The 22,616-nt window shown below is 61.3% G+C and carries 21 protein-coding genes; 17 read left to right on the top strand and 4 right to left on the bottom strand.

Features of this window, described 5'->3' with window-relative positions; all coding sequences use genetic code 11:
* The first annotated feature begins 35 nt into the window (after positions 1–35).
* The 12 genes from nadA to hutG all read left to right on the top strand — a co-directional run bounded on the left by nadA (position 36) and on the right by hutG (position 13,383).
* Positions 36–1,166: a quinolinate synthase NadA gene (gene nadA, locus FH08_RS0118940; RefSeq protein WP_031359847.1), complete on the top strand. Its 1,131-nt coding sequence runs from the start codon at positions 36–38 to the stop codon at positions 1,164–1,166.
* A 35-nt stretch (positions 1,167–1,201) separates the two neighbouring features.
* The gene (nadC, locus tag FH08_RS0118945) at positions 1,202–2,086 is read left to right on the top strand and encodes a carboxylating nicotinate-nucleotide diphosphorylase (RefSeq protein WP_031359848.1); all 885 of its coding nucleotides are present in this window, start codon (positions 1,202–1,204) and stop codon (positions 2,084–2,086) included.
* 406 nt (positions 2,087–2,492) lie between these two features.
* Positions 2,493–3,359: a transporter substrate-binding domain-containing protein gene (locus tag FH08_RS0118955; protein WP_031359850.1), complete on the top strand. Its 867-nt coding sequence runs from the start codon at positions 2,493–2,495 to the stop codon at positions 3,357–3,359.
* A 92-nt stretch (positions 3,360–3,451) separates the two neighbouring features.
* Positions 3,452–4,174: an ABC transporter permease gene (locus tag FH08_RS0118960; protein ID WP_031359851.1), complete on the top strand. Its 723-nt coding sequence runs from the start codon at positions 3,452–3,454 to the stop codon at positions 4,172–4,174.
* A 40-nt stretch (positions 4,175–4,214) separates the two neighbouring features.
* Complete coding sequence (locus tag FH08_RS0118965; RefSeq protein ID WP_031359852.1) at positions 4,215–4,985, top strand: ABC transporter permease; 771 nt, start codon at positions 4,215–4,217, stop codon at positions 4,983–4,985.
* Positions 4,986–5,004: 19 nt separating this feature from the next.
* Entirely contained in the window at positions 5,005–5,796 is a 792-nt protein-coding gene (locus tag FH08_RS0118970) for an ABC transporter ATP-binding protein (RefSeq protein WP_031359853.1), read from the top strand.
* Between the two features lie 84 nt (positions 5,797–5,880).
* Entirely contained in the window at positions 5,881–7,401 is a 1,521-nt protein-coding gene (locus tag FH08_RS0118975) for an HAL/PAL/TAL family ammonia-lyase (protein ID WP_081889513.1), read from the top strand.
* A 282-nt stretch (positions 7,402–7,683) separates the two neighbouring features.
* Positions 7,684–9,366: a urocanate hydratase gene (hutU, locus tag FH08_RS0118980; protein ID WP_031359855.1), complete on the top strand. Its 1,683-nt coding sequence runs from the start codon at positions 7,684–7,686 to the stop codon at positions 9,364–9,366.
* Positions 9,367–9,368: 2 nt separating this feature from the next.
* Positions 9,369–9,959, top strand: coding sequence for a HutD family protein (locus FH08_RS48500; protein ID WP_035566612.1), 591 nt, complete (start codon positions 9,369–9,371; stop codon positions 9,957–9,959).
* A complete protein-coding gene (hutI, locus tag FH08_RS0118990) occupies positions 9,956–11,188 on the top strand; it encodes an imidazolonepropionase (RefSeq protein ID WP_031359857.1) in 1,233 nt (410 codons plus the stop codon). The genes FH08_RS48500 and hutI overlap by 4 nt, the downstream gene beginning before the upstream one ends.
* Entirely contained in the window at positions 11,185–12,570 is a 1,386-nt protein-coding gene (locus FH08_RS0118995) for a formimidoylglutamate deiminase (RefSeq protein WP_031359858.1), read from the top strand. Before hutI ends, FH08_RS0118995 begins: the two co-directional genes overlap by 4 nt.
* Before the next feature lie 12 nt (positions 12,571–12,582).
* Positions 12,583–13,383 carry an N-formylglutamate deformylase gene (gene hutG, locus FH08_RS0119000; protein WP_031359859.1) on the top strand — a complete coding sequence of 267 codons (801 nt, stop codon included), beginning with the start codon at positions 12,583–12,585 and terminating at the stop codon, positions 13,381–13,383.
* A gap of 11 nt (positions 13,384–13,394) precedes the next feature.
* On the opposite strand, the gene nadB is transcribed toward hutG, so the two are convergent.
* The 4 genes from nadB to radC all read right to left on the bottom strand — a co-directional run bounded on the left by nadB (position 13,395) and on the right by radC (position 16,764).
* Positions 13,395–14,993 (bottom strand): L-aspartate oxidase, encoded by a 1,599-nt coding sequence (nadB, locus tag FH08_RS0119005; RefSeq protein ID WP_031359860.1) that lies wholly within the window; start codon positions 14,991–14,993, stop codon positions 13,395–13,397.
* 242 nt (positions 14,994–15,235) lie between these two features.
* Positions 15,236–15,403 carry a 50S ribosomal protein L33 gene (gene rpmG, locus FH08_RS0119010; protein ID WP_006478046.1) on the bottom strand — a complete coding sequence of 56 codons (168 nt, stop codon included), beginning with the start codon at positions 15,401–15,403 and terminating at the stop codon, positions 15,236–15,238.
* 11 nt (positions 15,404–15,414) lie between these two features.
* On the bottom strand, positions 15,415–15,648 hold the full coding sequence (rpmB, locus tag FH08_RS0119015; RefSeq protein WP_031359861.1) for a 50S ribosomal protein L28: 234 nt from the start codon (positions 15,646–15,648) through the stop codon (positions 15,415–15,417).
* 339 nt (positions 15,649–15,987) lie between these two features.
* A complete protein-coding gene (gene radC / locus FH08_RS0119020; protein WP_031359862.1) occupies positions 15,988–16,764 on the bottom strand; it encodes a RadC family protein in 777 nt (258 codons plus the stop codon).
* Between the two features lie 327 nt (positions 16,765–17,091).
* Between radC and FH08_RS0119025 the strand changes: the two genes are divergently transcribed.
* The 5 genes from FH08_RS0119025 (at position 17,092) to FH08_RS0119045 (ending at position 22,595) form a co-directional block, all read left to right on the top strand.
* A complete protein-coding gene (locus FH08_RS0119025) occupies positions 17,092–17,547 on the top strand; it encodes an FKBP-type peptidyl-prolyl cis-trans isomerase (protein ID WP_031359863.1) in 456 nt (151 codons plus the stop codon).
* Between the two features lie 2 nt (positions 17,548–17,549).
* On the top strand, positions 17,550–18,506 hold the full coding sequence (gene ispH / locus FH08_RS0119030; protein ID WP_031359864.1) for a 4-hydroxy-3-methylbut-2-enyl diphosphate reductase: 957 nt from the start codon (positions 17,550–17,552) through the stop codon (positions 18,504–18,506).
* A 485-nt stretch (positions 18,507–18,991) separates the two neighbouring features.
* Positions 18,992–20,275, top strand: a complete 1,284-nt coding sequence (locus tag FH08_RS0119035; protein WP_031359865.1) for a branched-chain amino acid ABC transporter substrate-binding protein — start codon at positions 18,992–18,994, stop codon at positions 20,273–20,275.
* Positions 20,276–20,460: 185 nt separating this feature from the next.
* Positions 20,461–21,411 (top strand): branched-chain amino acid ABC transporter permease, encoded by a 951-nt coding sequence (locus FH08_RS0119040; RefSeq protein WP_031359866.1) that lies wholly within the window; start codon positions 20,461–20,463, stop codon positions 21,409–21,411.
* A gap of 14 nt (positions 21,412–21,425) precedes the next feature.
* Entirely contained in the window at positions 21,426–22,595 is a 1,170-nt protein-coding gene (locus FH08_RS0119045; protein ID WP_031359867.1) for an ABC transporter permease subunit, read from the top strand.
* Positions 22,596–22,616 lie beyond the last annotated feature (21 nt).

Below are 22,616 nucleotides of genomic sequence, written 5' to 3' on the forward strand. Positions count from 1 at the left end.
CACGACGCATGTACGAGACTGGAGACGAGGAAGCGATGGAGCATGCGATTAAGAGCGTCGAATACGACCGGCCGCAGGGACTGACATGCGGCATCGGCCAGGCGTGGGCGAAAGTGCCGGACGCCCCGTCGGGCGAGGAAAAGCGCGAGTTGAAGGAGCGCATCCGAGCGTTGCTCGTGCGTGAGAAAGCGGTGTTGGTCGCGCATTATTATGTCGATGCCGAATTGCAGGAGCTCGCCGATGAAACCGGCGGCTGCGTGGCGGATTCGCTCGAAATGGCGCGTTTCGGGCGCGATCACGCGGCACAGACGCTGATCGTGGCCGGCGTTCGTTTCATGGGGGAGACGGCGAAAATCCTGAGCCCGGAAAAGCGCGTGTTGATGCCCGATCTCGACGCCACCTGTTCCCTCGACCTGGGTTGCCCCGCCGACGAGTTCTCCGCTTTCTGCGATACCCATCCCGACCGCACGGTCGTGGTCTACGCGAATACGAGCGCTGCGGTGAAAGCGCGGGCGGACTGGATGGTGACATCGTCGATCGGGCTGGAGATCGTTGCGGATCTGCACGCACGCGGTGAAAAGATCCTCTGGGCGCCTGACAGGCATCTCGGCGGTTACATCCAGAAGAAAACCGGTGCCGACATGTTGTCGTGGCAAGGCTCGTGTCTCGTCCACGATGAATTCAAAGGCATCGAACTCGATCTGCTGCGCGCCGAGTATCCCGATGCAAAGATCCTCGTTCATCCGGAGTCGCCGGAAGCGGTGGTCGCATTGGCCGACGTGGTCGGTTCCACGACGCAGTTGATCGACGCGGCGGTGCGACTTGATGCGAAGCGGTTTATTGTCGCGACGGATCTCGGGATCTTGCACAAAATGCGGCTAGCGGCGCCGGGCAAGGAGTTCATTGAAGCGCCGACGGCCGGGAACAGCGCGACCTGCAAGAGCTGCGCGCATTGCCCGTGGATGGCAATGAACGGGCTGGCGAATCTGGCGGCGGTGCTGGAGCGCGGCCACAACGAAATTTTCGTCGATGCACAGATCGCGGCGCGCGCGCGGTTGCCGATTGACCGCATGCTCGATTTCGCTGCCCGCCACAAGAAGCGCGTCCAGGCGAGCGGGGACCTCGCGAAGGATGTTTCGTTGTTTTCAAACGTAGGAGCGGCGTAATGGTGGCGAAGGTGGAGAACGTGGCGAAGGAGTCGATGGCGGCAAGTCAGTTGGTTTCTCCCTTGTTTGAAGAAATCCGGGCCTTGTACGGGGAGGCATTCGATCAGGCGCTTCAGCGCAACGTCACCGATGCGCTGGCGGAAGACATCGGCGACGGCGACCGGACCGGGCTTCTCGTGCCTGCCACCGCGCGTCGTACTGCGCGTATCACGGTTCGCGAAGAGGCGGTGTTGTGCGGCGTTCCATGGTTCGAGGCGGTGATGCGCCGGGTGGACGAATCGATTCGCATTGAATGGCTGTATCGCGAAGGGGCGCGGATGATCGCCAATACGCCCGTGGTAATGCTGCATGGCCCCGCGCGCGCGCTGTTGACCGCAGAGCGTAACGGGTTGAATTTCCTGCAGATGTTGTCGGGAGTGGCGACTGCGACGCGCCGTTATGTGGATGCGATCGAAGGGACGCGGGCGCGGATTCTGGACACGCGCAAGACCTTGCCGGGCTTGCGTCTGGCGCAGAAGTACGCGGTGCGGGTGGGCGGCGGCGCGAACCAGCGGCTGGCGCTTTACGACGGCATTCTGATCAAGGAAAACCATATTGCTGCGGCGGGTGGCGTGGGCGCGGCTATGGACGCGGCGCTTGCGTTGAACGCTGGCGTGCCGATCCAGATTGAAGTGGAGACGCTCGAGCAGCTTGAAACGGCGCTGGCGCATCGGGCGGAATCGATCCTGCTCGATAATTTCGCCTTCGACGCCATGCGCGATGCCGTACGGCTAACTGCAGGCCGGGCGGTGCTGGAAGTGTCGGGCGGCGTGAACTTCGATACCGTGAAGACGATTGCCGAGACGGGCGTGGACCGGATTTCCATCGGCGCGCTGACCAAGGATGTGCGGGCCACCGATTATTCGATGCGGCTCGAGTAGGGGCCAAGGGGCGCTGCTTTCAAACTAGGTGGTCTGGCTGAGCCGGTTTTCTCGTTTTAGCGGAAACCGGCGGACCGCGGACACTGAAAGCATCAACCCGACCCCGCCACTGACCCAGGCCACCAGCGACTGGGCAGCAACCACCCAAACTTCTAATCCCCGCCGTCGTGTCTAGACAACTTCATTAAACGTTATAAAAAAACGAACGACCGCTCGTCAAATCCCCCGCCTGCACCACAGTAAAGCCTCCGTAAGCCTTATCCATCAAGCTAATCAGTATTTTCCCTAACTTCCCCTGCTTAGGCGAAAAAAACGTTGCCAGTCCTTTTTGTTCACTCCATGCTTGTATATACAAGTTGGCATTCGCCACTTGGTCCAACAACCTTCGTGGAAGAGTGGCTCAACAATGACAGGCAAAATGAAATTGCTCGCCCGGCTGGCTGCATCGGTGGCCGTTGGTGTAATCGCTCTCGGCGCTGCCAGCGCCCAGGCTAAAGACTGGAAATCCGTCACGATCGCCACTGAAGGCGCGTACGAACCGTGGAACCTGACGCTTCCCGGTGGCAAGCTCGGCGGTTTCGAGCCGGAGTTGATCGAGAACGTCTGCGCCCGCATCAAGATCCAGTGCAACCTTGTTACGCAAGACTGGGACGGCATGATCGCCGGCCTGCAAGCAGGCAAGTTCGACGTGCTCATGGACGCCATCTCGGTCACGCCGGAACGCGAGAAAATCATCGCTTTCTCGACACCGTACGCATCGACGCCCGCCGCTTTCGTGTCCGCCGATCAAAGCCCCGCCACGCTCGCGAAGCAACCCGGCGCAGGCCAGATCGTCAAGCTGACCGGCGACGCCGCCCACGACAAAGCCACCGTCGACGCACTGCGCGTTTCGCTGAAGGGTAAGACCATCGGCATCCAGTCGGGCACGGTCTACACCAAGTTCATCGATACGAACTTCAAGGACGTCGCGACCATCCGCGAATACAAGACTGCGCCGGAGCATGACCTCGATCTGGTGGCAGGCCGCATCGACGTCGCTTTCGACGACAGCACCTATTGGGCGTCGGCATTCACCAAGCCGGAGAACAAGGGCCTCGCGTTCACCGGTCCGAAGATTGCAGGAACGGTCTGGGGTCCCGGCGAAGCGCTGGCATTTCGTCAGTCCGACAAGGACCTGAAGGCGAAATTCGACCAGGGCATCCAGGCGGCACTCGCCGACGGCACCGTCAAGCGTCTCTCGCTGAAGTGGCTGAAGGTCGACGCCACGCCTTGATGCGTTGCTGATTCAAGAAGTTCAAGAAGCTCTGGCGAGCGCACGCCTCTAAGCGGGTGCGCTCGACGATGTGTCACCGTTGGAGATAAAAGATGAGTCTGGTTCAACTACTCGGCTTCGGCGAGCAAGGATGGGGCGCCACCTTGCTGATTGCGCTGCTCATGACCGTGGTGCTGACGATCGCCGCGCTCGCAGTAGGTGCAGTATTTGGCGCAATGGTCGCCGCCGCGAAACTGTCGCGCAGCCGCACGCTAAGAATTATCGGCGATGCCTACACCACGCTCTTTCGCGGCATTCCCGAGCTGCTGATCATCTATCTCTTTTACTTCGGCGGCTCGTCGGTGATGACCGCCGTCGGTCACTTTTTTGGTGCCGACGGGTTCATCGGCGTGCCGCCTTTCGTGGTCGGCGCACTCGCCATCGGCCTGATTTCCGGATCGTATCAAGCTGAGGTGTATCGCTCGGCTGTGCTCGCGGTGTCGCGTGGCGAGATCGAGGCGGCGCGGGCCATCGGCATGCCGACGGCAACGTTATGGCGGCGCGTGCTGATTCCGCAAGTCATCCGTTTTGCGTTGCCGGGTATCGGCAACGTCTGGCAATTGAGTCTCAAGGACTCAGCGTTGATCGCAGTGACGGGACTCGCCGAACTGATGCGTACGAGCCAGGTCGCCGCCGGATCGACTCATCAATACTTCACGTTTTATATGGTCGGTGGGGCGCTGTACCTGATCCTCACGAGCCTGTCGAACCGCGTCTTCGACCGCGCCGAAGCACGTATCGGCCGATCATTTCGCGGCACGCTCGCGCGCCACTGAGTCACTGAGCCACTAGTAAGTTCCCCAAGCGAATCCGACCATGAATATCGATTTCGAATTTCTCGGCGATACGTTGTCGAAACTGTTAGCCGCCGTCCCCACCACGCTCGGGCTGTTCTTCGCCTCGCTGATCGTGGGCGGCCTGCTTTCTCTTGTCATTGTCGCGATGCGGGTGAGCCCGAACTGGGCGCTCAACCGTTTCGCGCGTGGCTACATCCTGGTGTTTCGCGGCTCTCCGCTGCTGATCCAGATGTTCCTTGTGTACTACGGCCTGGGCCAGTTCCCGGCCGTGCGCGAGAGCTTCCTTTGGCCGCTGCTGCGCGTGCCGTATGTGTGTGCGATTGTCTCGCTCGCGTTGTGCACGGCCGGATATACCGCCGAGATCATTCGTGGCGGTTTGCAGTCGGTACCGCACGGACAGATTGAAGCGGCGCTCGCGGTCGGCATGTCGCGATGGACCGTGTTGCGTCGGATCATCGCGCCGATCACGCTGCGTTACGCACTGCCGGCGTACTCGACCGAAGCCGTGCTGCTCGTCAAGTCGACGGCGCTGGCCAGTCTTGTCACGGTATGGGACGTGACAGGCGTCGCGCAGCAGATCATCCAGCGGACCTACCGGACGATGGAGGTTTTCATCTGCGCGGCCGCTATCTACCTCGTGCTGAATTTCATCATCGTGCGGGCGCTGGGCATGCTCGAAAAGAAGCTCTCGCCGCACCTGCGGGATCGCAACGCGACTGCACCGAAGAAGTCTTCACAGGCCACGCTCAAAGCGGCGACCGTCCCCGACAGCCAGCACATCGATTCCTGAATCCAAGGGAGAAAACCTCATGAACACAAGCACCTCCATTGCGCTGTCCGCGACCAACATCCATAAGTCCTTCGGCGACGCGCACGTGCTCAAGGGCATTTCCCTCGACGCGCACGAAGGCGATGTGATCTCCATCCTCGGCGCGAGCGGGTCCGGCAAAAGCACCTTCCTGCGCTGTATCAACATGCTGGAAACGCCCGATGACGGCGAAGTGAAACTCGCGGGCGAAGCGATCGAAATGAAGCGTGGCCGCGATGGACGCCTGCAGCCGGGCAACCGCAAACAGGTCGACCGGATTCGTTCGCAGCTCGGCATGGTGTTCCAGAGTTTCAATCTCTGGTCGCACATGACGGTGATGCAAAACGTGATCGAAGGACCGCTGCGCGTGCAGAAACGCACGCGTGCGGAGTGTGTTGAAGAGGCCGAGCAGTTGCTGACGAAGGTGGGTCTCTACGAGAAGCGCGATGCGTACCCCGCGCATCTCTCGGGCGGTCAGCAACAGCGTGTAGCTATCGCGCGTGCTTTGGCCATGCACCCCAAGGTCATGCTCTTCGATGAACCCACGTCCGCGCTCGACCCGGAACTGGTTGGTGAAGTATTGCGCGTGATGCGCGCGCTTGCCGAGGAAGGCCGGACCATGCTGGTCGTCACGCACGAGATGGGTTTCGCGCGGCATGTATCGAATCGCGTGATGTTCCTGCACCAGGGACAAGTCGACGCGCAGGGCGCTCCAGACGACCTGTTCAACGGCCGTTGCTCGGAACGTTTCCAGCAGTTTGTATCGAGTCATCATTCCCGTACTGCTAACTAAATCAACGAGGTTGCCGTGCTTGCCAGTTCCGTTTTACCGACGCCATCGATTGATCCGATTGATCCTATCGTCATCGGCGCGGACTTGAGTGACAGCCGCGACAACGAGCGCTCGCCGGCAGCGGTGTGTATCGACCAGCCGCTCGACTGGCGTGGTGTCGCCCGGATTGCGAATGGCGCGAAGCTGGTTTTGTCGCCGGGCGTGCGCTCGAGGATCGACCATGCGCGAGCGCTGGTCGAGCAGATCGTCGAGCGCCGGATTCGCGCGTATGGCGTGAACACCGGCGTGGGCGCGCTGTGCGACGTGGTCGTGTCGCCGTCGGAACAGCGCGCTTTGTCGCGCAATATCCTGATGAGTCACGCGGTCGGCGTCGGCGAGCCGCTGCGGCGCGAAGAGACGCGCGCGATCATCGCGGCAGCCGTCAACAACTTCGCCCACGGGCATTCCGGCGTTCGCCTCGAACTTGTCGAGCTGCTCGTCACGTTGCTCGACAGCGGGTTGACGCCCGAAGTCCCGGCGTTCGGCTCGGTCGGATATCTGAGCCATATGGCGCATATCGCGCTGGTGCTGATCGGCGAAGGGTTTGTCCGCGACGACAGCGGCCGTATGAGCGCCGCCGGCGCGTTGCAGCGGCTGGCGCACGAACCGCTCGTGCTCGAGGCGAAGGAGGGCTTGAGCGTGGTCAATGGCACGCCATGCGTGACGGGACTCGCCTCGCTCGCGCTCGCGCGCACCGAGCGCCTGCTGGAATGGGCCGACACCATCTCGGCGATGTCTTTCGAGAACCTGCGCGGTCAAGCTGCCGCCTTCGATGCCGACTCGCTTGCGCTGCGCATATCGCCGGGATTGTCGGTGGTGGGCGCGCATCTGCGGGCGCTTCTTGCCGACAGCGGCATCATTGCGGCGTCGTTCGGACGCAAGACGCAGGACCCCTTGAGCTTGCGAACCATTCCCCACGTGCACGGCGCGGCGCGCGACGTGTTCGCGACGACGGCGGAAGTGGTGAATCGCGAGTTGGCTTCGGTCACCGATAACCCCGTCGTCGCCGGCACGCTCGCGTCGCCGCGGGTGTTTTCGCAGGCGCATGCGGTGGGCGCGTCGATCGGCCTGGCGATGGATAGCCTGAGCACCGCCGTGGCAGAGGTTGCCGCGATGGCCGAGCGGCGCATCGACCGGCTGGTTAATCCGCTGGTCAGCGGCTTGCCCGCTTTTCTCGCCGATAGCGGTGGCACCTGTTCCGGTTTCATGATCGCGCAATACACGGCGGCGTCCCTGGTTGCGCACAACCGCCGGCTTGCGATGCCGGCGAGCCTGGACGGGGGAATTACCTCCGGCTTGCAGGAGGACCATCTGTGTCACGCGACACCGGCTGCGTTGAAGGCTTTGGAAATCATCGCCAATGCTGAGCGGATCCTGGCTATCGAGCTGCTGGCTGCGACCCAGGCGTATGACCTCCAACCGGCCGAGCTGTCGCGCGCGCCTAAAACCGATGCAATTTATCGAAGCGTCCGTGCTGTTGTTTCCCGATACCGGGACGACCGGCCATTAGCAGGCGATATCGCTGCAGCATGGGCGTTTGTCCACGACGCAAACCCCGGGTTTTAATCCACCGGGGCTCTTGTATAGACAGATTTGTCGCCTTCCGTTGTCGTCGATCGCGCCGTATTTACGCGTGGTCGACGGCTGTGGCCCAATCTGCATCAGCCCGTCAGCCTCATTCAAGTAAACCCCTAGCCGAATCGACCTGCACACCGCTTGCACTCCGATTTGTTTTAATTCAGACTTGTATATACAACTCGCCGACCAAGCTCCATCGTTGCCCGAAACGCGTCGAGGAATTGGCTGCAAGATACCGAATGTTCACCATCCCGTCCGAGGAGTGCTTTGATGAAAAACCACAACCCGCGTCCCCTGCGCGCACCGCGCGGCACCGAGCTTACGTGCAAGAGCTGGCTCACCGAAGCGCCGTATCGGATGCTGCTGAACAACCTCGACCCCGAGGTCGCCGAGAACCCCGACAAGCTGGTGGTCTATGGCGGTATAGGCCGCGCTGCCCGCAACTGGGAATGTCTCGACAAAATCCTCGAAACGCTGCAACGCCTGGAAAGCGATGAATCGCTGCTGGTTCAGTCCGGCAAGCCGGTCGGCGTGTTCAAGACGCATGCCGACGCGCCGCGCGTGTTGATCGCGAACTCGAACCTCGTGCCGAAATGGGCGACGTGGGAACACTTCAATGAACTCGACCGCAAAGGTCTGTTCATGTACGGCCAGATGACGGCCGGAAGCTGGATCTATATCGGCAGCCAGGGGATTGTGCAGGGCACGTACGAAACCTTCGTCGAAGCCGCGCGGCAGCACTTTAACGGCGACTGGAAGGGCCGCTGGATCTTGACCGCAGGATTGGGCGGCATGGGCGGCGCGCAGCCGCTGGCGGCGACGCTGGCGGGCGCGGTATCGCTGAACATCGAGTGTGACCAGACGCGTATCGATTTCCGTCTGCGTACGCGTTACGTCGATAAACAAGCAAAGGACATCGATCACGCGCTTGAGCTGATCAAGCAGCACACGGCCGCCGGCGACGCTGTGTCGATCGCGCTGCTGGGCAACGCAGCCGAAGTGCTGCCGGAACTCGTGCGCCGCGCCAAGGCCGGCGGGATCAAGCCGGATCTGGTCACCGATCAGACTTCGTCGCACGACCTGATCAACGGCTATCTGCCGGCCGGCTGGAGCCTCGAGAAGTGGCGCGCGGCGTCGCAGGATGAGTCCCAGCACGCTGAACTGAAGGCCGCCGCGCAACGCTCGTGCGCCCAGCACGTCCAGGCCATGCTCGACTTCCACGCGATGGGCATTCACGCCGTCGACTACGGCAACAACCTGCGTCAGGTCGCTTTCGACGATGGCGTCAAGAACGCGTTCGATTTCCCCGGCTTCGTTCCGGCTTACATCCGCCCGCTGTTTTGCGAAGGCAAGGGGCCGTTCCGCTGGGTCGCGTTGTCCGGCGATCCGGAAGACATCTACAAGACCGACGCCAAGCTGAAAGAACTGTTCCCGCACAACGCAGGCATGAACCGCTGGCTCGATATGGCGCGCGACCGCATCGCGTTCCAGGGTCTGCCGGCGCGGATTTGCTGGCTGGGCCTCGGCGAGCGTCATGTCGCCGGTCTGGCATTCAATGAAATGGTGAAGAGCGGCGAGCTGAAAGCGCCGATCGTCATCGGCCGGGATCATCTGGATACGGGTTCCGTCGCCAGCCCGAATCGCGAAACGGAAAGCATGAAGGACGGCACGGATGCTGTGTCGGACTGGCCGTTGCTCAACGCGCTGTTGAACACAGCGGGCGGCGCGACGTGGGTCAGCCTGCATCATGGTGGCGGCGTTGGCATGGGCTATTCGCAACACGCGGGCATGGTGATCGTTGCCGACGGTACCGATGCAGCGCAAAAGCGTCTTGCGCGCGTGCTGGTGAACGACTGCGCGTCCGGCGTGATGCGTCATGGCGATGCCGGTTATGAGCAAGCCATTGAATGCGCGAAGAACTTCGGTCTCGATCTGCCGTTCATTACGACCTGATCATGGCGTCGGCCTTCAGCATTATTCGCGCGGCCGATTTGAAGGCCGTGCCGTGGAAAAACGGCGGCGGCGCGACGCGCGAGATCGCCGCGTCGCCGCCGGGTGCGGCTTTCGATGCCTTCGATTGGCGCGTGAGCGTTGCGGATGTATCGGAGGCGGGGGCGTTCTCGGTGTTCGAGGGCATCGACCGCGTGTTGGCGTTGATCGAAGGCACGGAGATGGTGCTCATCGATGCAGACGGTCCTCGGCATGTTCTTGCACGCTGGGATTCGCTCGCGTTCGCTGGCGAAACGAAGATAACGGCCGAGTTGCCGAACGGTCCGACGCGCGATTTCAACCTGATGTTGAGGCGGAGTCGCGTGTCGGGAAGTGTGACCGTGCGGCGTGATGCTGTAACGCTGAGCGTAGAGCAGGGCAGCGTCGTGCTCGTCTGCGCGCTTGGCGAATTTGCGGTTGGTGACGAGCGTTTGTCTCAAGGCGATGCGCTTGTTCTTGAGGCCTCGCGCGGCAGCCACGTGTTAAACGTCGAACCGGTTTCGGAGGGCGCGGTTCTCATCGACGCCCGTATTGTTTCAAAGGAAACGCTGACATGACCGATAACCGCGTGCAGATCTGGCGCAATGCACGTCTTGCAGCGCGTGCCGATCCCGCAGATGTCCTGGAAAACGCGGCGATTGTCGTGCGCGGCGGGCGTATCGAATGGTTCGGTAAAGAAGCTGAACTACCTTCAACATTTGCCGAAGCAGATAGCTACGATCTTGAAGCGCGTCTCGTGACGCCGGGTCTCGTCGATTGCCACACGCATCTCGTCTACGCGGGAAACCGCGCTGAAGAATTCGCGATGCGCCTTGAAGGGGCGAGTTACGAAGACATCGCGAAACGCGGCGGCGGCATCGTCTCGACGGTGCGCAACACGCGCGCAGCGAGCGAAGACGAGTTGTTCGCACAGTCACTGCGCCGTTTGGACGCGTTGCTCGCCGAAGGCGTGACCGCGCTGGAAATCAAATCCGGTTACGGGCTGGATCTTCCGACAGAACGCAAGATGCTGCGCGTCGCGCGGCGGCTTGCAGCGGCGCGGCCGGTGACCATTTCCACGACGTTCCTTGGCGCGCACGCGTTGCCGCCCGAGTACGCCGGCCGCGCCGATGACTACATCGCCCATGTCTGCGACGAGATGTTGCCGACGCTCGCATCGGAAGGTCTGGTCGATGCCGTCGATGTGTTTTGCGAGCGCATCGCGTTCACGCTCGAACAGGCGGAGCGCGTGTTCAACGCGGCGTCGAAACTGAATCTGCCTGTGAAAATGCACGCGGAGCAGTTGTCGCTGATGGGCGGTGCGGCGCTCGCGGCGAAGCATCACGCGCTATCGGCCGATCACCTCGAATTCCTCGACGAAGCCGGCGCCATCGCGATGCGCGAAGCCGGCACAGTCGCCGTGTTGTTGCCCGGCGCGTTCTATTTCATCCGCGAAAAGCAGTTGCCGCCCATCGACTTGCTGCGTCGCCACGGCGTACTCATAGCGCTTGCCACGGACAGCAATCCGGGGACATCGCCGAGCACGTCGCTGCTGCTGATGCTCAACATGGGCTGCACGTTGTTCCGCTTGTCGGTGGCGGAAGTGCTCGCGGGCGTGACGCGTCACGGTGCAAAAGCGCTCGGCCACGCCGATGTGAACGGCGAGATCACCGTCGGCGCGAAGGCCGATTTTGTTGCGTGGGATATCGAAACGCTGGCGGAGCTGGCGTACTGGACCGGCCTCGATCGTTGCGCGCTGGTCGTGCGTCACGGCGCCGTAACCGTAAATAAACGGACTATCCGATGACATCAAAAAGCTTGTTCGCCGACCACGCGCGTCTGCAAGATGGCTGGCGCCGTGACGTGCTGCTGGAATGGGACGATCAAGGAACCTTGGTCGCCGTCACGCCGGACAGCGAGCAACCGGCTGGCGTGAACAAAGCCAAGGGTCCGGTGCTCGCTGGCATGCCGAATCTTCACTCGCACGCGTTCCAGCGCGCGATGGCGGGGCTCACCGAATATCGCGCGAATCCTACTGACAGCTTCTGGAGTTGGCGCGACCTGATGTACCGGTTTGCCGCGCGCATTTCTCCGGACAGCATTGGCGATATTGCACGCTGGCTTTATATCGAAATGCTGAAGGCAGGCTACACGTCAGTCTGCGAATTCCACTACGTGCATCACGCGCCGGATGGCCGGCACTACGCGAATCTCGCTGAAATGGCCGCTCGCGTGGTTGATGCCGCAACGCAAACCGGCATCGGCATGACGATGTTGCCCGTGCTTTATCAATACAGCGGCTTCGGTGAACGCGAGCCAACATCCGGTCAGGCGCGCTTTGTCCACACGCCGGAAAGCCTGCTCGATGCTCTCGTTTCATTGCGCTCGGCGCAGCCCGAAAACGGCAACCTCCGATACGGCGTCGCACCGCATTCGCTGCGGGCGGTATCGAAGGAATCGCTGGGCCGTTTGCTCAGCGGACTCGACAGCGCTTTTCCGGGCGCGCCGGTGCACATCCACATCGCCGAGCAGACGGCCGAAGTCGACGCCTGTCTCGAGACGCTGAAAGCCCGGCCCGTACGCTGGCTGCTCGATAACTTCGACGTGAACGAACGCTGGTGCCTCGTGCACGCTACGCACGTCGATGAAAACGAAGTCCGTGCAATGGCCGCGAGTAGATCCGTAGCGGGCCTGTGCCTGACAACCGAAGCCAATCTCGGCGATGGCATTTTCCCCGCGCATGCGTATCTCAACGACGGTGGACGCTTTGGGCTTGGCTCGGACAGCCACATCGCAGTCGATTGGCGCTCAGAGTTGCGCTTGCTGGAATACGGACAACGGCTGACGCGACGCGAGCGCAATGTGCTGGCATCGACTGAACAAGTGCACGTCGCGGATCGTCTTTTCGATGCTGCCGTACAGGGTGGCGCCTGCGCTACTGGCCGCGCGACCGGCGCGTTGGAAGCGGGGCGACGGGCGGATTTCATCGTGCTCGATCCCGATCATCCGGCTATCGCAGGGCATGCGCCGGATGCGTGGTTATCGGGCGTGGTGTTTTGCGAACACGGGGAGACGCCCGTGCTGGATGTGAGTGTTGGCGGCAAGCTCGTGGTCGAGGCGCGTCGGCATCGCGATGAAGGAGAGTCGTTCGGGCGGTATCGGAACACGCTGGCCGGATTGCTCAAATAAAGGACACCGCTTGTGACCGATCAAGTTTTTACGTTGAAGCGCGGCACTGCGCCGCTGCTGATTTCGATTCCCCATGCCGGTACTCAGATTCCCGCCGACATAGCCGCCTCCATGACGCCGATCGCCCGTGAAGTCGATGACACCGACTGGCATCTGGAACGTCTCTACGCTTTTGCGGTAGAGATGGGCGCATCGATCATCGTGCCCGCGAATTCGCGTTATGTGATCGATTTGAACCGTCCGCCGGATGGCGCGAATCTCTATCCAGGGCGCGATACGACCGGCCTGTGTCCCGTCGATACCTTCAACAGCGAGCCGTTGTATCCCCCGGGCGGTGCGCCTTCGGAGGCGCAGATCGCCCAGCGCCGTGAGAAATATTGGAGGCCCTACCACGATGCGCTGACCGAAGAATTGGCGCGTTTGAAAGTCGCGCATGGCAAGGCATTGCTCTGGGAAGCCCATTCCATCCGCTCACACGTGCCGCGCTTCTTCGATGGCAAGCTTTCCGACTTTAACTTCGGCACGGCGGGCGGCGAAAGCGCGGTCGCGGGTCTTGCAGAGAAGCTCGAAGCGATAGTGGTCGGGCAGGGTGCTTACACGGCGGTAGCTAACGGGCGCTTCAAGGGCGGTTACATCACGCGACACTACGGAGCGCCGCAGGATGGCATTCACGCGGTGCAACTGGAGTTGTCGCAGGTGACTTACATGGAAGAGACGCGGCCGTACGCCTACGACGAAGCGCGCGCCGCACGGGTCGCGCCGCTGATGCGGGATCTGGTTCAATGCGCGCTGGATGCGGTGCGTTCGGCGTAACCGGACGCAGTTTAAATCTCCCGCCGCCTCACTGCCGGCGGCGTTAACACAGTCGGCAGCGCCTTGGGCAACGTCTCCGGCCAGTCGCGGCTGAAGTGCAAACCACGGCTCTCGCGCCGTGAGCACGCGCTTTCCACGATCATCGAAGCGACATCAACAAGGTTGCGCAATTCAAGCAGGTCGCGGTTCACCTTGAAGTTCGCGTAGTACTCGTGGATCTCGTCACGTAGCAGGGCTATCCGATGTTGTGCGCGTGCAAGCCGTTTATCGGTACGCACAATCCCCACGTAATTCCACATCAACCGCCGCAATTCGTCCCAGTTGTGCGCGACCACGACTTCCTCATCCGGATCGGAGACGCGGCTTTCATCCCAGGCGGGCAGCGGCGCATGGCCGCTCGCCGCAAAGCCTTCCTCTTCCATGGCTTGCGCCGCTGCACGCCCGACCACCAGGCATTCGAGCAGAGAGTTGCTTGCCAGCCGGTTCGCACCGTGCAACCCCGTGCACGATGTTTCCCCCACGGCATACAGGCCCGCGCGATCCGTGCGGCCGGCCAGGTCGGTGACTACGCCGCCGCACGTGTAATGCGCGGCCGGCACCACGGGAATGGGCTGCTTCGTGATATCGATACCGAACTCGCGGCAGCGCGCAAGGATGGTGGGGAAGTGTTCCTGCAGGAACGCTTCCGGCTGATGGCTGATGTCGAGATAGACGCAATCAATCCCGCGCTTCTTGATCTCGAAGTCGATCGCCCGGGCGACGATATCGCGGGGCGCAAGTTCGGCGCGTTCGTCATGGGCGGGCATGAACCGCGTGCCGTCGGGCAGGCGCAGGATGCCGCCTTCGCCGCGTACTGCTTCCGAAATCAGGAAGGACTTCGCGTACGGATGAAACAGGCAAGTGGGATGGAACTGGATGAACTCCATGTTCGATACCCGGCAACCGGCGCGCCACGCCATTGCAATACCATCGCCGGTCGCCGTATCCGGATTCGTGGTGTACAGATACACCTTGCCGGCGCCCCCGGTCGCGAGCACGGTATGCGGCGCCTCGATGGTGACAGTACGTCCGCTCGCAAGATCAAGCGCATAAAGCCCATGACAGCGATGCCCGGGCAGCCCGAGCCGCTCGGACGTGATCAGGTCGATCGCATAGTGGTCTTCGAGGACCGTGATGTTCGGATGATTGCGCACGCGTTCGTTGAGCGTGGTGACCACGGCGTGACCGGTTGCATCGGCGGCATGAATGATCCGTCGATGGCTATGGCCGCCTTCACGTGTCAGATGAAAGCCGAGTTCAGCGGATAGATCCTTCGTGAACGGCACGCCTTCGTTGATCAGCCATTCGATGGCCGCACGCCCGTTTTCGACGATGAACCGTGTAGCGGCTTCATCACACAAGCCGCCGCCGGCTATTAACGTGTCGCGAACGTGGTTGTCGACACAGTCGGCCGAGTCGAGGACGGCCGCAATACCGCCCTGGGCCCAGTCGCTGGCGCCTTCGCTTACGCTGCGCTTGGCGAGAATGACAACGCGCCGCGTGTCCGCCAGACTCAGCGCCACGCTTAAGCCCGCCAGCCCGCTGCCGATGATTGCCACGTCGAAATTCATCCTGCCACGTCTCCGTCAATTTTGTCCGCTGCGACTTTCGGGATTCACGCCGGTGGCATGGGGAAAGCCTGATCGGTAAGGATAACGCGCGGCACGCTACGCGGCCCACTTGGCCGTTCGGCCAGTAGGGCGAACAGGGCGCGCGCAGGCGTGGGCGGACGAGGCGCCAAAGCCGCAGCGCCAAAGCAAAAAGCCTCGCGTGAGCGAGGCTTTTGTGAAACTGGAGCGAAAGAGACCGGATCTTATTTGATCTTGGTTTCTTTGTATTCAACGTGCTTGCGGACAACGGGATCAAACTTCTTGATCGCCATCTTTTCCGGCATGTTGCGCTTGTTCTTCGTGGTCGTGTAGAAGTGACCCGTACCTGCGGTCGATTCCAACTTGATCTTGTCGCGTGCGCCCTTGGCCATGTTCGTGCTCCTTAGACTTCGCCACGTGCGCGCAAATCTGCGAGCACGGAGTCGATGCCGTTCTTGTCAATCAGGCGAAGGCCGGCGTTCGAGAGACGCAGACGAACCCAGCGGTTTTCGCTTTCAACGAAGAAGCGGCGATTTTGCAGATTGGGCAGGAAACGACGCTTGGTGCGGTTGTTCGCATGGGAAACGTTGTTGCCGCTCATCGGCCCCTTCCCGGTTACTTGGCATACACGTGCCATGAGAGCACTCCTAATACGCTTTAATTCTGAGTTCGAACGCCAGATACATTTTGGACCGCTTCGGGCTACCGGAGAGGTTTGCCCGAAATGATGACCGCGTACGCTCGGAACAGGTTGGTTGAAAGAAGCAAACCGAGATTCTAACCGCAAAAAACCAGCAAAATCAACTCTTTTTGGTTCCGGACGAGGTATCCGGCTATCTGGTCCGGAACAGGTTTCAATCGGTTTTCGGCTCGCGCAGCCCCAATCAGGCTTGGTTTCACCGCTTTTGCCCCCGGCCCGCTATTAAATCAGTGAAATCAGCGTTGGGCTGCAAATTCGGCTACGCCGGGATTCACTTCATGCCGGAATCCATCCATGTCGCGAAAAAGAGAAGACTTCATTCGAGGTTACCACCAGATGATCCAGCAGCCGGACGTCGATCAGCGCGAGCGAGTCTTGCAGGACTCGCGTCAGCCTGCGGTCGTTTGCGCTCGGCTCAACGCCGCCAGAGGGGTGATTATGCGCGACGATCAGGCTGGCCGCATTTAATGTGAGCGCCCGCCGCACGATTTCCCGAGGATAGACGGCAACGCGCGAGATCGACCCCTTCGACGATTCGTCCACGGTGATCAGGCAATGTTTGATATCTAGAAAGAGGGTGACGAACACTTCGTTGGGCCGCGTGCCGATCAGCCATTTCAAATAGTCTTCCACCGCCTGCGGGGCGTCGAGCAAGGGCCGGTCGCGGGTTTTCTCCGCGAGCGAACGCTGGCACAACTCCGAGACAGCGAGCAGCAGCGCCGCCTTGGCCGGGCCGATACCGTCGAATCTGCGTAATTCCGTCGCAGTCGTACCCAGCACGCCTCTAATTGATTCGAACCGGACCAGGAGGTCGCGCGCCACGTCGACGGACGTCATGCCCGGGCGGCCTGTATTCAGGAACAGCGCCAGCAACTCGGCGTCCGATAACGTCTGAGCGCCCAGTTTCAACAGGCGTTCGCGCGGACGGTCACGCTCAGGCCAGTCGAGCATGCGCATGACAGCAGGCGCGATCGGTGCTGATGGCTCTACTGCGTGCAGGGCGTTGACGGGATAGGGCGCGTTGTTGTGCACCAGCTCGAGCCGGGCATTCATGTCTCGCTCCCGTCCGCGCGCAAGGGCGGAGACAACGTTGAAAATAGCGTCGAGAGCGGCGATCGCCCGGCCCATTCCCTATCACGCTGGGGCATTGCTCGGACCGAGGCGGGGCGGCCGCACTGTGGCTTACAATGGAGGTTTGGCACTTCCCCGAGCGCTCGCCTGCCTGTTTGGTCCACGAGGATGTTGGTCCCGGCGGTGCGATGCCCGGATGCCGGCCAAGCTTTCGACATGACCGCGTCCTGTTTGGACGCCCGGCCTTTTATCGGACGGCGGGGCCGGCTGAGAAGGTAATTACGGCTTTTACGGCTACCACGATCAAACATGAGCATCATTGATATTTCCGAGGTGAAACCCGGTTCGCACGTCACGCTTCATTACCGGCTTGCGCTTGAGGATGGGGCGGACATTGTCAGCACGTTCGCCGACAAGCCCGCCACGCTGTTGTTGGGCGCCGGTCATCTCGCGCCGCCGCTGGAAGACATTCTGCTGGGTCTGAAGGTAGGCCACCACTCGACCTTTCGGCTGATGCCTGGCCAGGCGTTCGGTCCGCGCAATCCGGACATGCTGCAATGGGTGTCGCTTGCCACGTTGCGAGAGAACGCGATGATCGGCGAGAATTTTTCTCCCGGCGACCTTGTCGAATTCAATGCGCCGGGCGGTGGCCGTTACGCGGGCGTGCTCAAGGAGGTCGGCGAGACCTCCGCGCTGTTCGATTTCAATCATCCGCTTGCCGGCCAGGCGCTGGCGTTCGAAGTGAAAATCATCGGAATTCTGTAGCCATGAGCTCCACTGACACCCTTCTCGATGTCGAAATTCTTCTCGCCCAGCCGCGTGGCTTTTGCGCCGGCGTCGATCGTGCAATCGAAATCGTGGAGCGGGCCATCGCGCTGTTCGGCGCGCCTATCTATGTACGCCACGAGATCGTGCACAACGCCTATGTGGTCGAGGATTTGCGCAAGAAAGGCGCGGTGTTCATAGAAGACCTGGCGGATGCGCCTGAAGGCAGTACGCTGATTTTCAGCGCGCACGGCGTGTCGAAGGCGGTGCGCTCGGAAGCGGAAACCCGCGGCTTGCGCGTGTTCGACGCCACCTGCCCGCTGGTGACCAAGGTGCATATGGAAGTGGCGAAGATGCGCCAGGAGGGTTTCGATATCGTGATGATCGGCCACAAGGGCCATCCCGAAGTGGAAGGCACGATGGGGCAGAGCGGCGAAGGCATGCATCTGGTGGAGGATATCGAGGACGTGGAAGCGCTCGCGCTCGCCGATCCCGACCGGATTGCCTACGTGACGCAAACCACGCTGTCAGTCGATGACGCCTCCGCGATCATCGGTGCATTGAAGTCGAAATACCCGTCGGTGAAAGAGCCGAAGAAGCAGGATATTTGCTATGCCACGCAGAATCGTCAGGACGCGGTGAAGTTTCTCGCGCCTCAATGCGACGTGGTGATCGTAGTGGGGAGCCCGAACAGTTCGAATTCAAGCCGGCTGCGCGAAGTCGCTGAAAAGCGCGGCATCCCCGCCTATATGGTGGATTCGCCCACGCAAATCGATCCGAAATGGGTGGAAGGAAAAAAGCGCATCGGCGTGACGGCGGGCGCGTCGGCGCCTGAAGTGCTGGCGCAGGCCGTGATCGCGCGGTTGCGGGAGCTGGGAGTGCGGAACGTGCGTCCGCTGGAAGGGATCGAGGAGACGGTCTCGTTTCCGCTGCCGCGTGGACTGACGCTGCCGGGGTGACGCACCGTCCGGGAAGTGTCGTCCCTCGTTCCTGAATTCGAGGTGACAGTCGAAAGTGTGTTGAGGGGCCGCGCCAACTTGTGTTGACGCGGCCTTTTGTTCATTTGCGCGCTGCAGAAATATTGCGCCCGAATGTTGCGCCCGCGAGCACGCCGCCAGGGTCGCTACGAGAACGCCCGGATTGACCGGTTGATTTTGCACTCGCACCATGAAATTCATTTATGAGAGTCCGCAGCGTCGCCGAAGGGATGCACGCGCATCGGTGTTTACCCACGACGCAAACCGATGGTGCAACTTGCACACCGATGCGAGGTGCAACCAGGTTGCTCCAAGACCTCCACTGGAGGCCGAAGAGAGGGTTGCAATGGAGGAAAACCCCTGTCGCAGAACAATATTGCACGTCTCAAAAACCGAGTTACAATGCGCGCGTTCCAAGCCGGATGGGCTGGAAACATCAGCTTTTCAAGGCGCCGGAGACCTACTGAATGCGAATGAAGTTTGGCTTTGCCGTGACCATCGCGGCTGCGGTTGCGATGGCAACGGCGTGCGGCAAAAAGAGTGATAACGAGCCGGCCGCGGGGGCATCGGTGGTGCCGGAAGCAACGGCTGCAGCCTCGGCGAGTGTGGGGGGAAGTGCGCCGGCCGTGCCGGCATCGGCGGCATCGGTGGCTGCGGCCTCCGCGCCCGCACCGGCCAGCAACGCGACCGTCGTCAAGATCGGCCACGTTGCTCCGGTTAGCGGACCGCTGGCTCACCTTGGGCAGGACAACGAAAACGGCGCACGACTGGCTATCGAGGAAATAAGCGCGCAGGGACTGACCATTGACGGCCACGCGATTCATCTCGAGCTGGACACGCAGGACGACGCAGCCGATGCCAAGAAAGGGATTGCAGCGGCGCAGCAACTGGTGGCCGATCACGTGGTAGCGGTTGTCGGGCATTTGAATTCGGGCGTGTCGATTCCCGCATCGAAGATCTATAGCGACGCGGACGTGGCGCAGATCTCGGGTGCGACGACCAACCCCGCGTTCACGCAGCAAGGGTACAAAACGACGTTCCGTGTGGTGCCGACGGATGCGCGCCAGGGGCCGGTGCTTGCGACCTATGCGCTCAAGACGCTTCACGCGCGGAAAATCGTGGTCGTCGATGACGCTACGCTTTACGGCCGAGGTCTCGCGAACGAGTTTGCGAAAGCCGTGGTCGCAGGCGGCGGGCACATCACGGGGCACGAAGTCACGAGCGAAAAGTCGCGGGATTTCAAGGCGATCTTGAACAAGATCAAGCGCACGCAGCCGGACGCGGTGATGTTCGGGGGCATGGACGTTACCGGCGGACCGTTTGCCGAGCAGGCTGCGGCGCTGGGTATCAAGGCAAAGATTCTTGGCGGTGACGGCATGTGTTCCACCGACATGGCCACGCTCGCGGGCAACGCAGCGCCGAACGTGGTGTGCTCGGAACTGGGTGTGGACGTGTCGAAGCTGGACAAAGGCGGGGATTTCGCGCAGCGCTACGCAGCGCGGTTCCATATCCCGGTTCAGAGCTACGCGCAGTTCACCTATGACGCTGTCTATGTGATTGTCGACGCCATGAAGCGGGCGAATTCGATTGAAGCGCCAAAGGTGCTTGCCGCGATTGCGTCGACGGATTTCAATGGCCTGACAGGGCACATTGCATTCGATGACAAAGGCGATTTGAAGGGCGGCGGAGCCATTACGCTAATCGATTTCAAGGATAACAAGAAGAACGTCATTGACGTCATTACGCCGTAGTCCTGTGTTGCGGCGCCGCGCGGCGAATGCACATCAGGTTGAGCAACCCCTCGATACGTAGTCACTTTCGGACGTTTTAGAGTTTTTTTTCAAGTACGAGCGGTGCGGTTGCGTTTTTTACTTCCCTTCGGTTTATCGGCCAGCGATAAAGCGTAAATCTAGTCGCACGGGCTAAGGAGCCTTCAATGGATATCTTCATCCAGCAGATTATCAACGGGCTGGTGCTTGGCAGCGTCTACGCCATCATCGCGTTGGGTTACACGATGGTGTACGGGATTCTCGGCATCATCAACTTTGCACACGGGGACGTGCTGATGGTCGGCGCCATGGTCGCTCTGTCTGCCATCGGCGTCATGCAGAACCACTTCCCGGGCATGCCGTTATCGTTGGTGCTGGTCATCGCGCTACTGGTTGCCGCAGTCGTCTGCGCGTTGGTCGGCTACACCATCGAACGCGTGGCTTACCGGCCTTTGCGTAAGGCGCCGCGTCTTGCGCCGCTGATTACGGCTATCGGCGTATCGATTCTTCTCCAGACCATCGCCATGATGATCTGGGGCCGCAATCCGCTGGCCTTCCCGCAACTGCTGCCGACCGATCCGATCAACGTGATTACGGCCACCGCCGATCGTCCGGGCGCCGTTATCTCGATGACGGAAATCGTGATTATCGTGGTCGCGTTCCTCGTGATGGGCGGCTTGCTGTTGCTGGTGCACAAGACAAAACTCGGCCGCGCCATGCGCGCCATTGCCGAGAATCCCGGTGTCGCGAGCCTGATGGGGGTCAACCCTAATTTCGTGATCTCCGCGACCTTCATGATCGGCTCCGCACTTGCCGCGCTTGCCGGCGTGATGATCGCCTCCGAATACGGCAACGCGCACTTCTACATGGGCTTCATCCCCGGGTTGAAGGCGTTCACGGCGGCGGTGCTGGGGGGGATCGGCAACCTGGGCGGCGCGATGGTGGGCGGTGTGCTGCTCGGCCTGATCGAACAGCTCGGTGCCGGGTATATCGGCAATTTGACCGGCGGTGTGTTCGGCAGTAACTACCAGGACGTGTTCGCGTTCATCGTGCTGATCATCGTGCTGGTGTTCCGTCCGTCCGGCCTGCTCGGCGAACGTGTCGCAGATCGCGCTTAAAAGGGGAGACCAAGATGACTTCAATTCAACCGATCGAGCCGTCAACCACGCTCATCCCTGAAAGAAAGACCGCGAAGAACTACGCCGTCACGGTGCTGGTGACCGCGCTGGTGATCCTCGCCCCCATGCTGATCGGCGCGGCCGGCGGCAATTACTGGGTCCGCGTGCTCGACTTCGCGATGCTGTACGTGATGCTGGCGCTCGGCCTGAACGTGGTGGTGGGTTTTGCCGGCCTGCTGGACTTGGGCTACATCGCGTTCTACGCAGTGGGCGCGTATGTGGCTGCGCTGCTGTCGTCGCCGCAACTGACCACGCAGTTCGAGTGGATCGCGCATCTGTTCCCAGGCGGCCTGCATGCGCCGATCTGGGTCATCGTGCCGTGTGCGATGGGGCTGGCTGCCACCTTCGGCGTGCTGCTCGGGGCACCAACGCTGCGTTTGCGCGGGGACTACCTCGCTATCGTGACACTGGGCTTTGGGGAAATCGTCCGGATCTTCATGAATAACCTGGATCGGCCGGTCAACATCACGAACGGGCCGAAAGGGATTACCGGCATCGACCCGGTGTCGTTCTTCGGTTTCGATCTGTCGAAGACCCACTCGTTGTTCGGGTTCACCTTTCCCTCGGTCTACAACTATTACTACCTGTTCGTGCTGTGTGCGCTGTTCGTGATCTTCGTGTGCATACGCTTGCAGCATTCGCGTATTGGCCGCGCGTGGGCCGCGATCCGCGAAGACGAAATCGCCGCCAAGGCGATGGGCATCAACACCCGTAACGTGAAACTGCTGGCCTTCGCGATGGGTGCATCGTTCGGCGGATTGTCGGGCGCCATGTTCGGTGCGTTCCAGGGATTCGTCTCGCCGGAATCGTTCACGTTCTGGGAATCGGTCGTGGTGCTCGCGTGCGTGGTGCTGGGCGGCATGGGCCACATTCCGGGCGTGATCCTGGGTGCGGTGCTGCTGGCTGTGTTCCCCGAGTTCCTGCGCTCGACCATGGGTCCGCTGCAGAACTTCATCTTCGGCCATGAAATTGTCGATACGGAAGTCATTCGCCAGTTGCTCTACGGTCTCGCGATGGTGCTGATCATGCTGTATCGCTCGGAAGGCCTGTGGCCGTCTCCGAAACACGAAGACAAGATCGCGAAAATTGCGAAGCGCGCTGGCAAGAAGCCGGTGCGCGCCTGAGCCCCCGAGAGAGCGGAGAAA

It is taken from the genome of Caballeronia sordidicola (assembly GCF_000729995.1).
GTDB lineage: Bacteria > Pseudomonadota > Gammaproteobacteria > Burkholderiales > Burkholderiaceae > Caballeronia > Caballeronia sordidicola_A.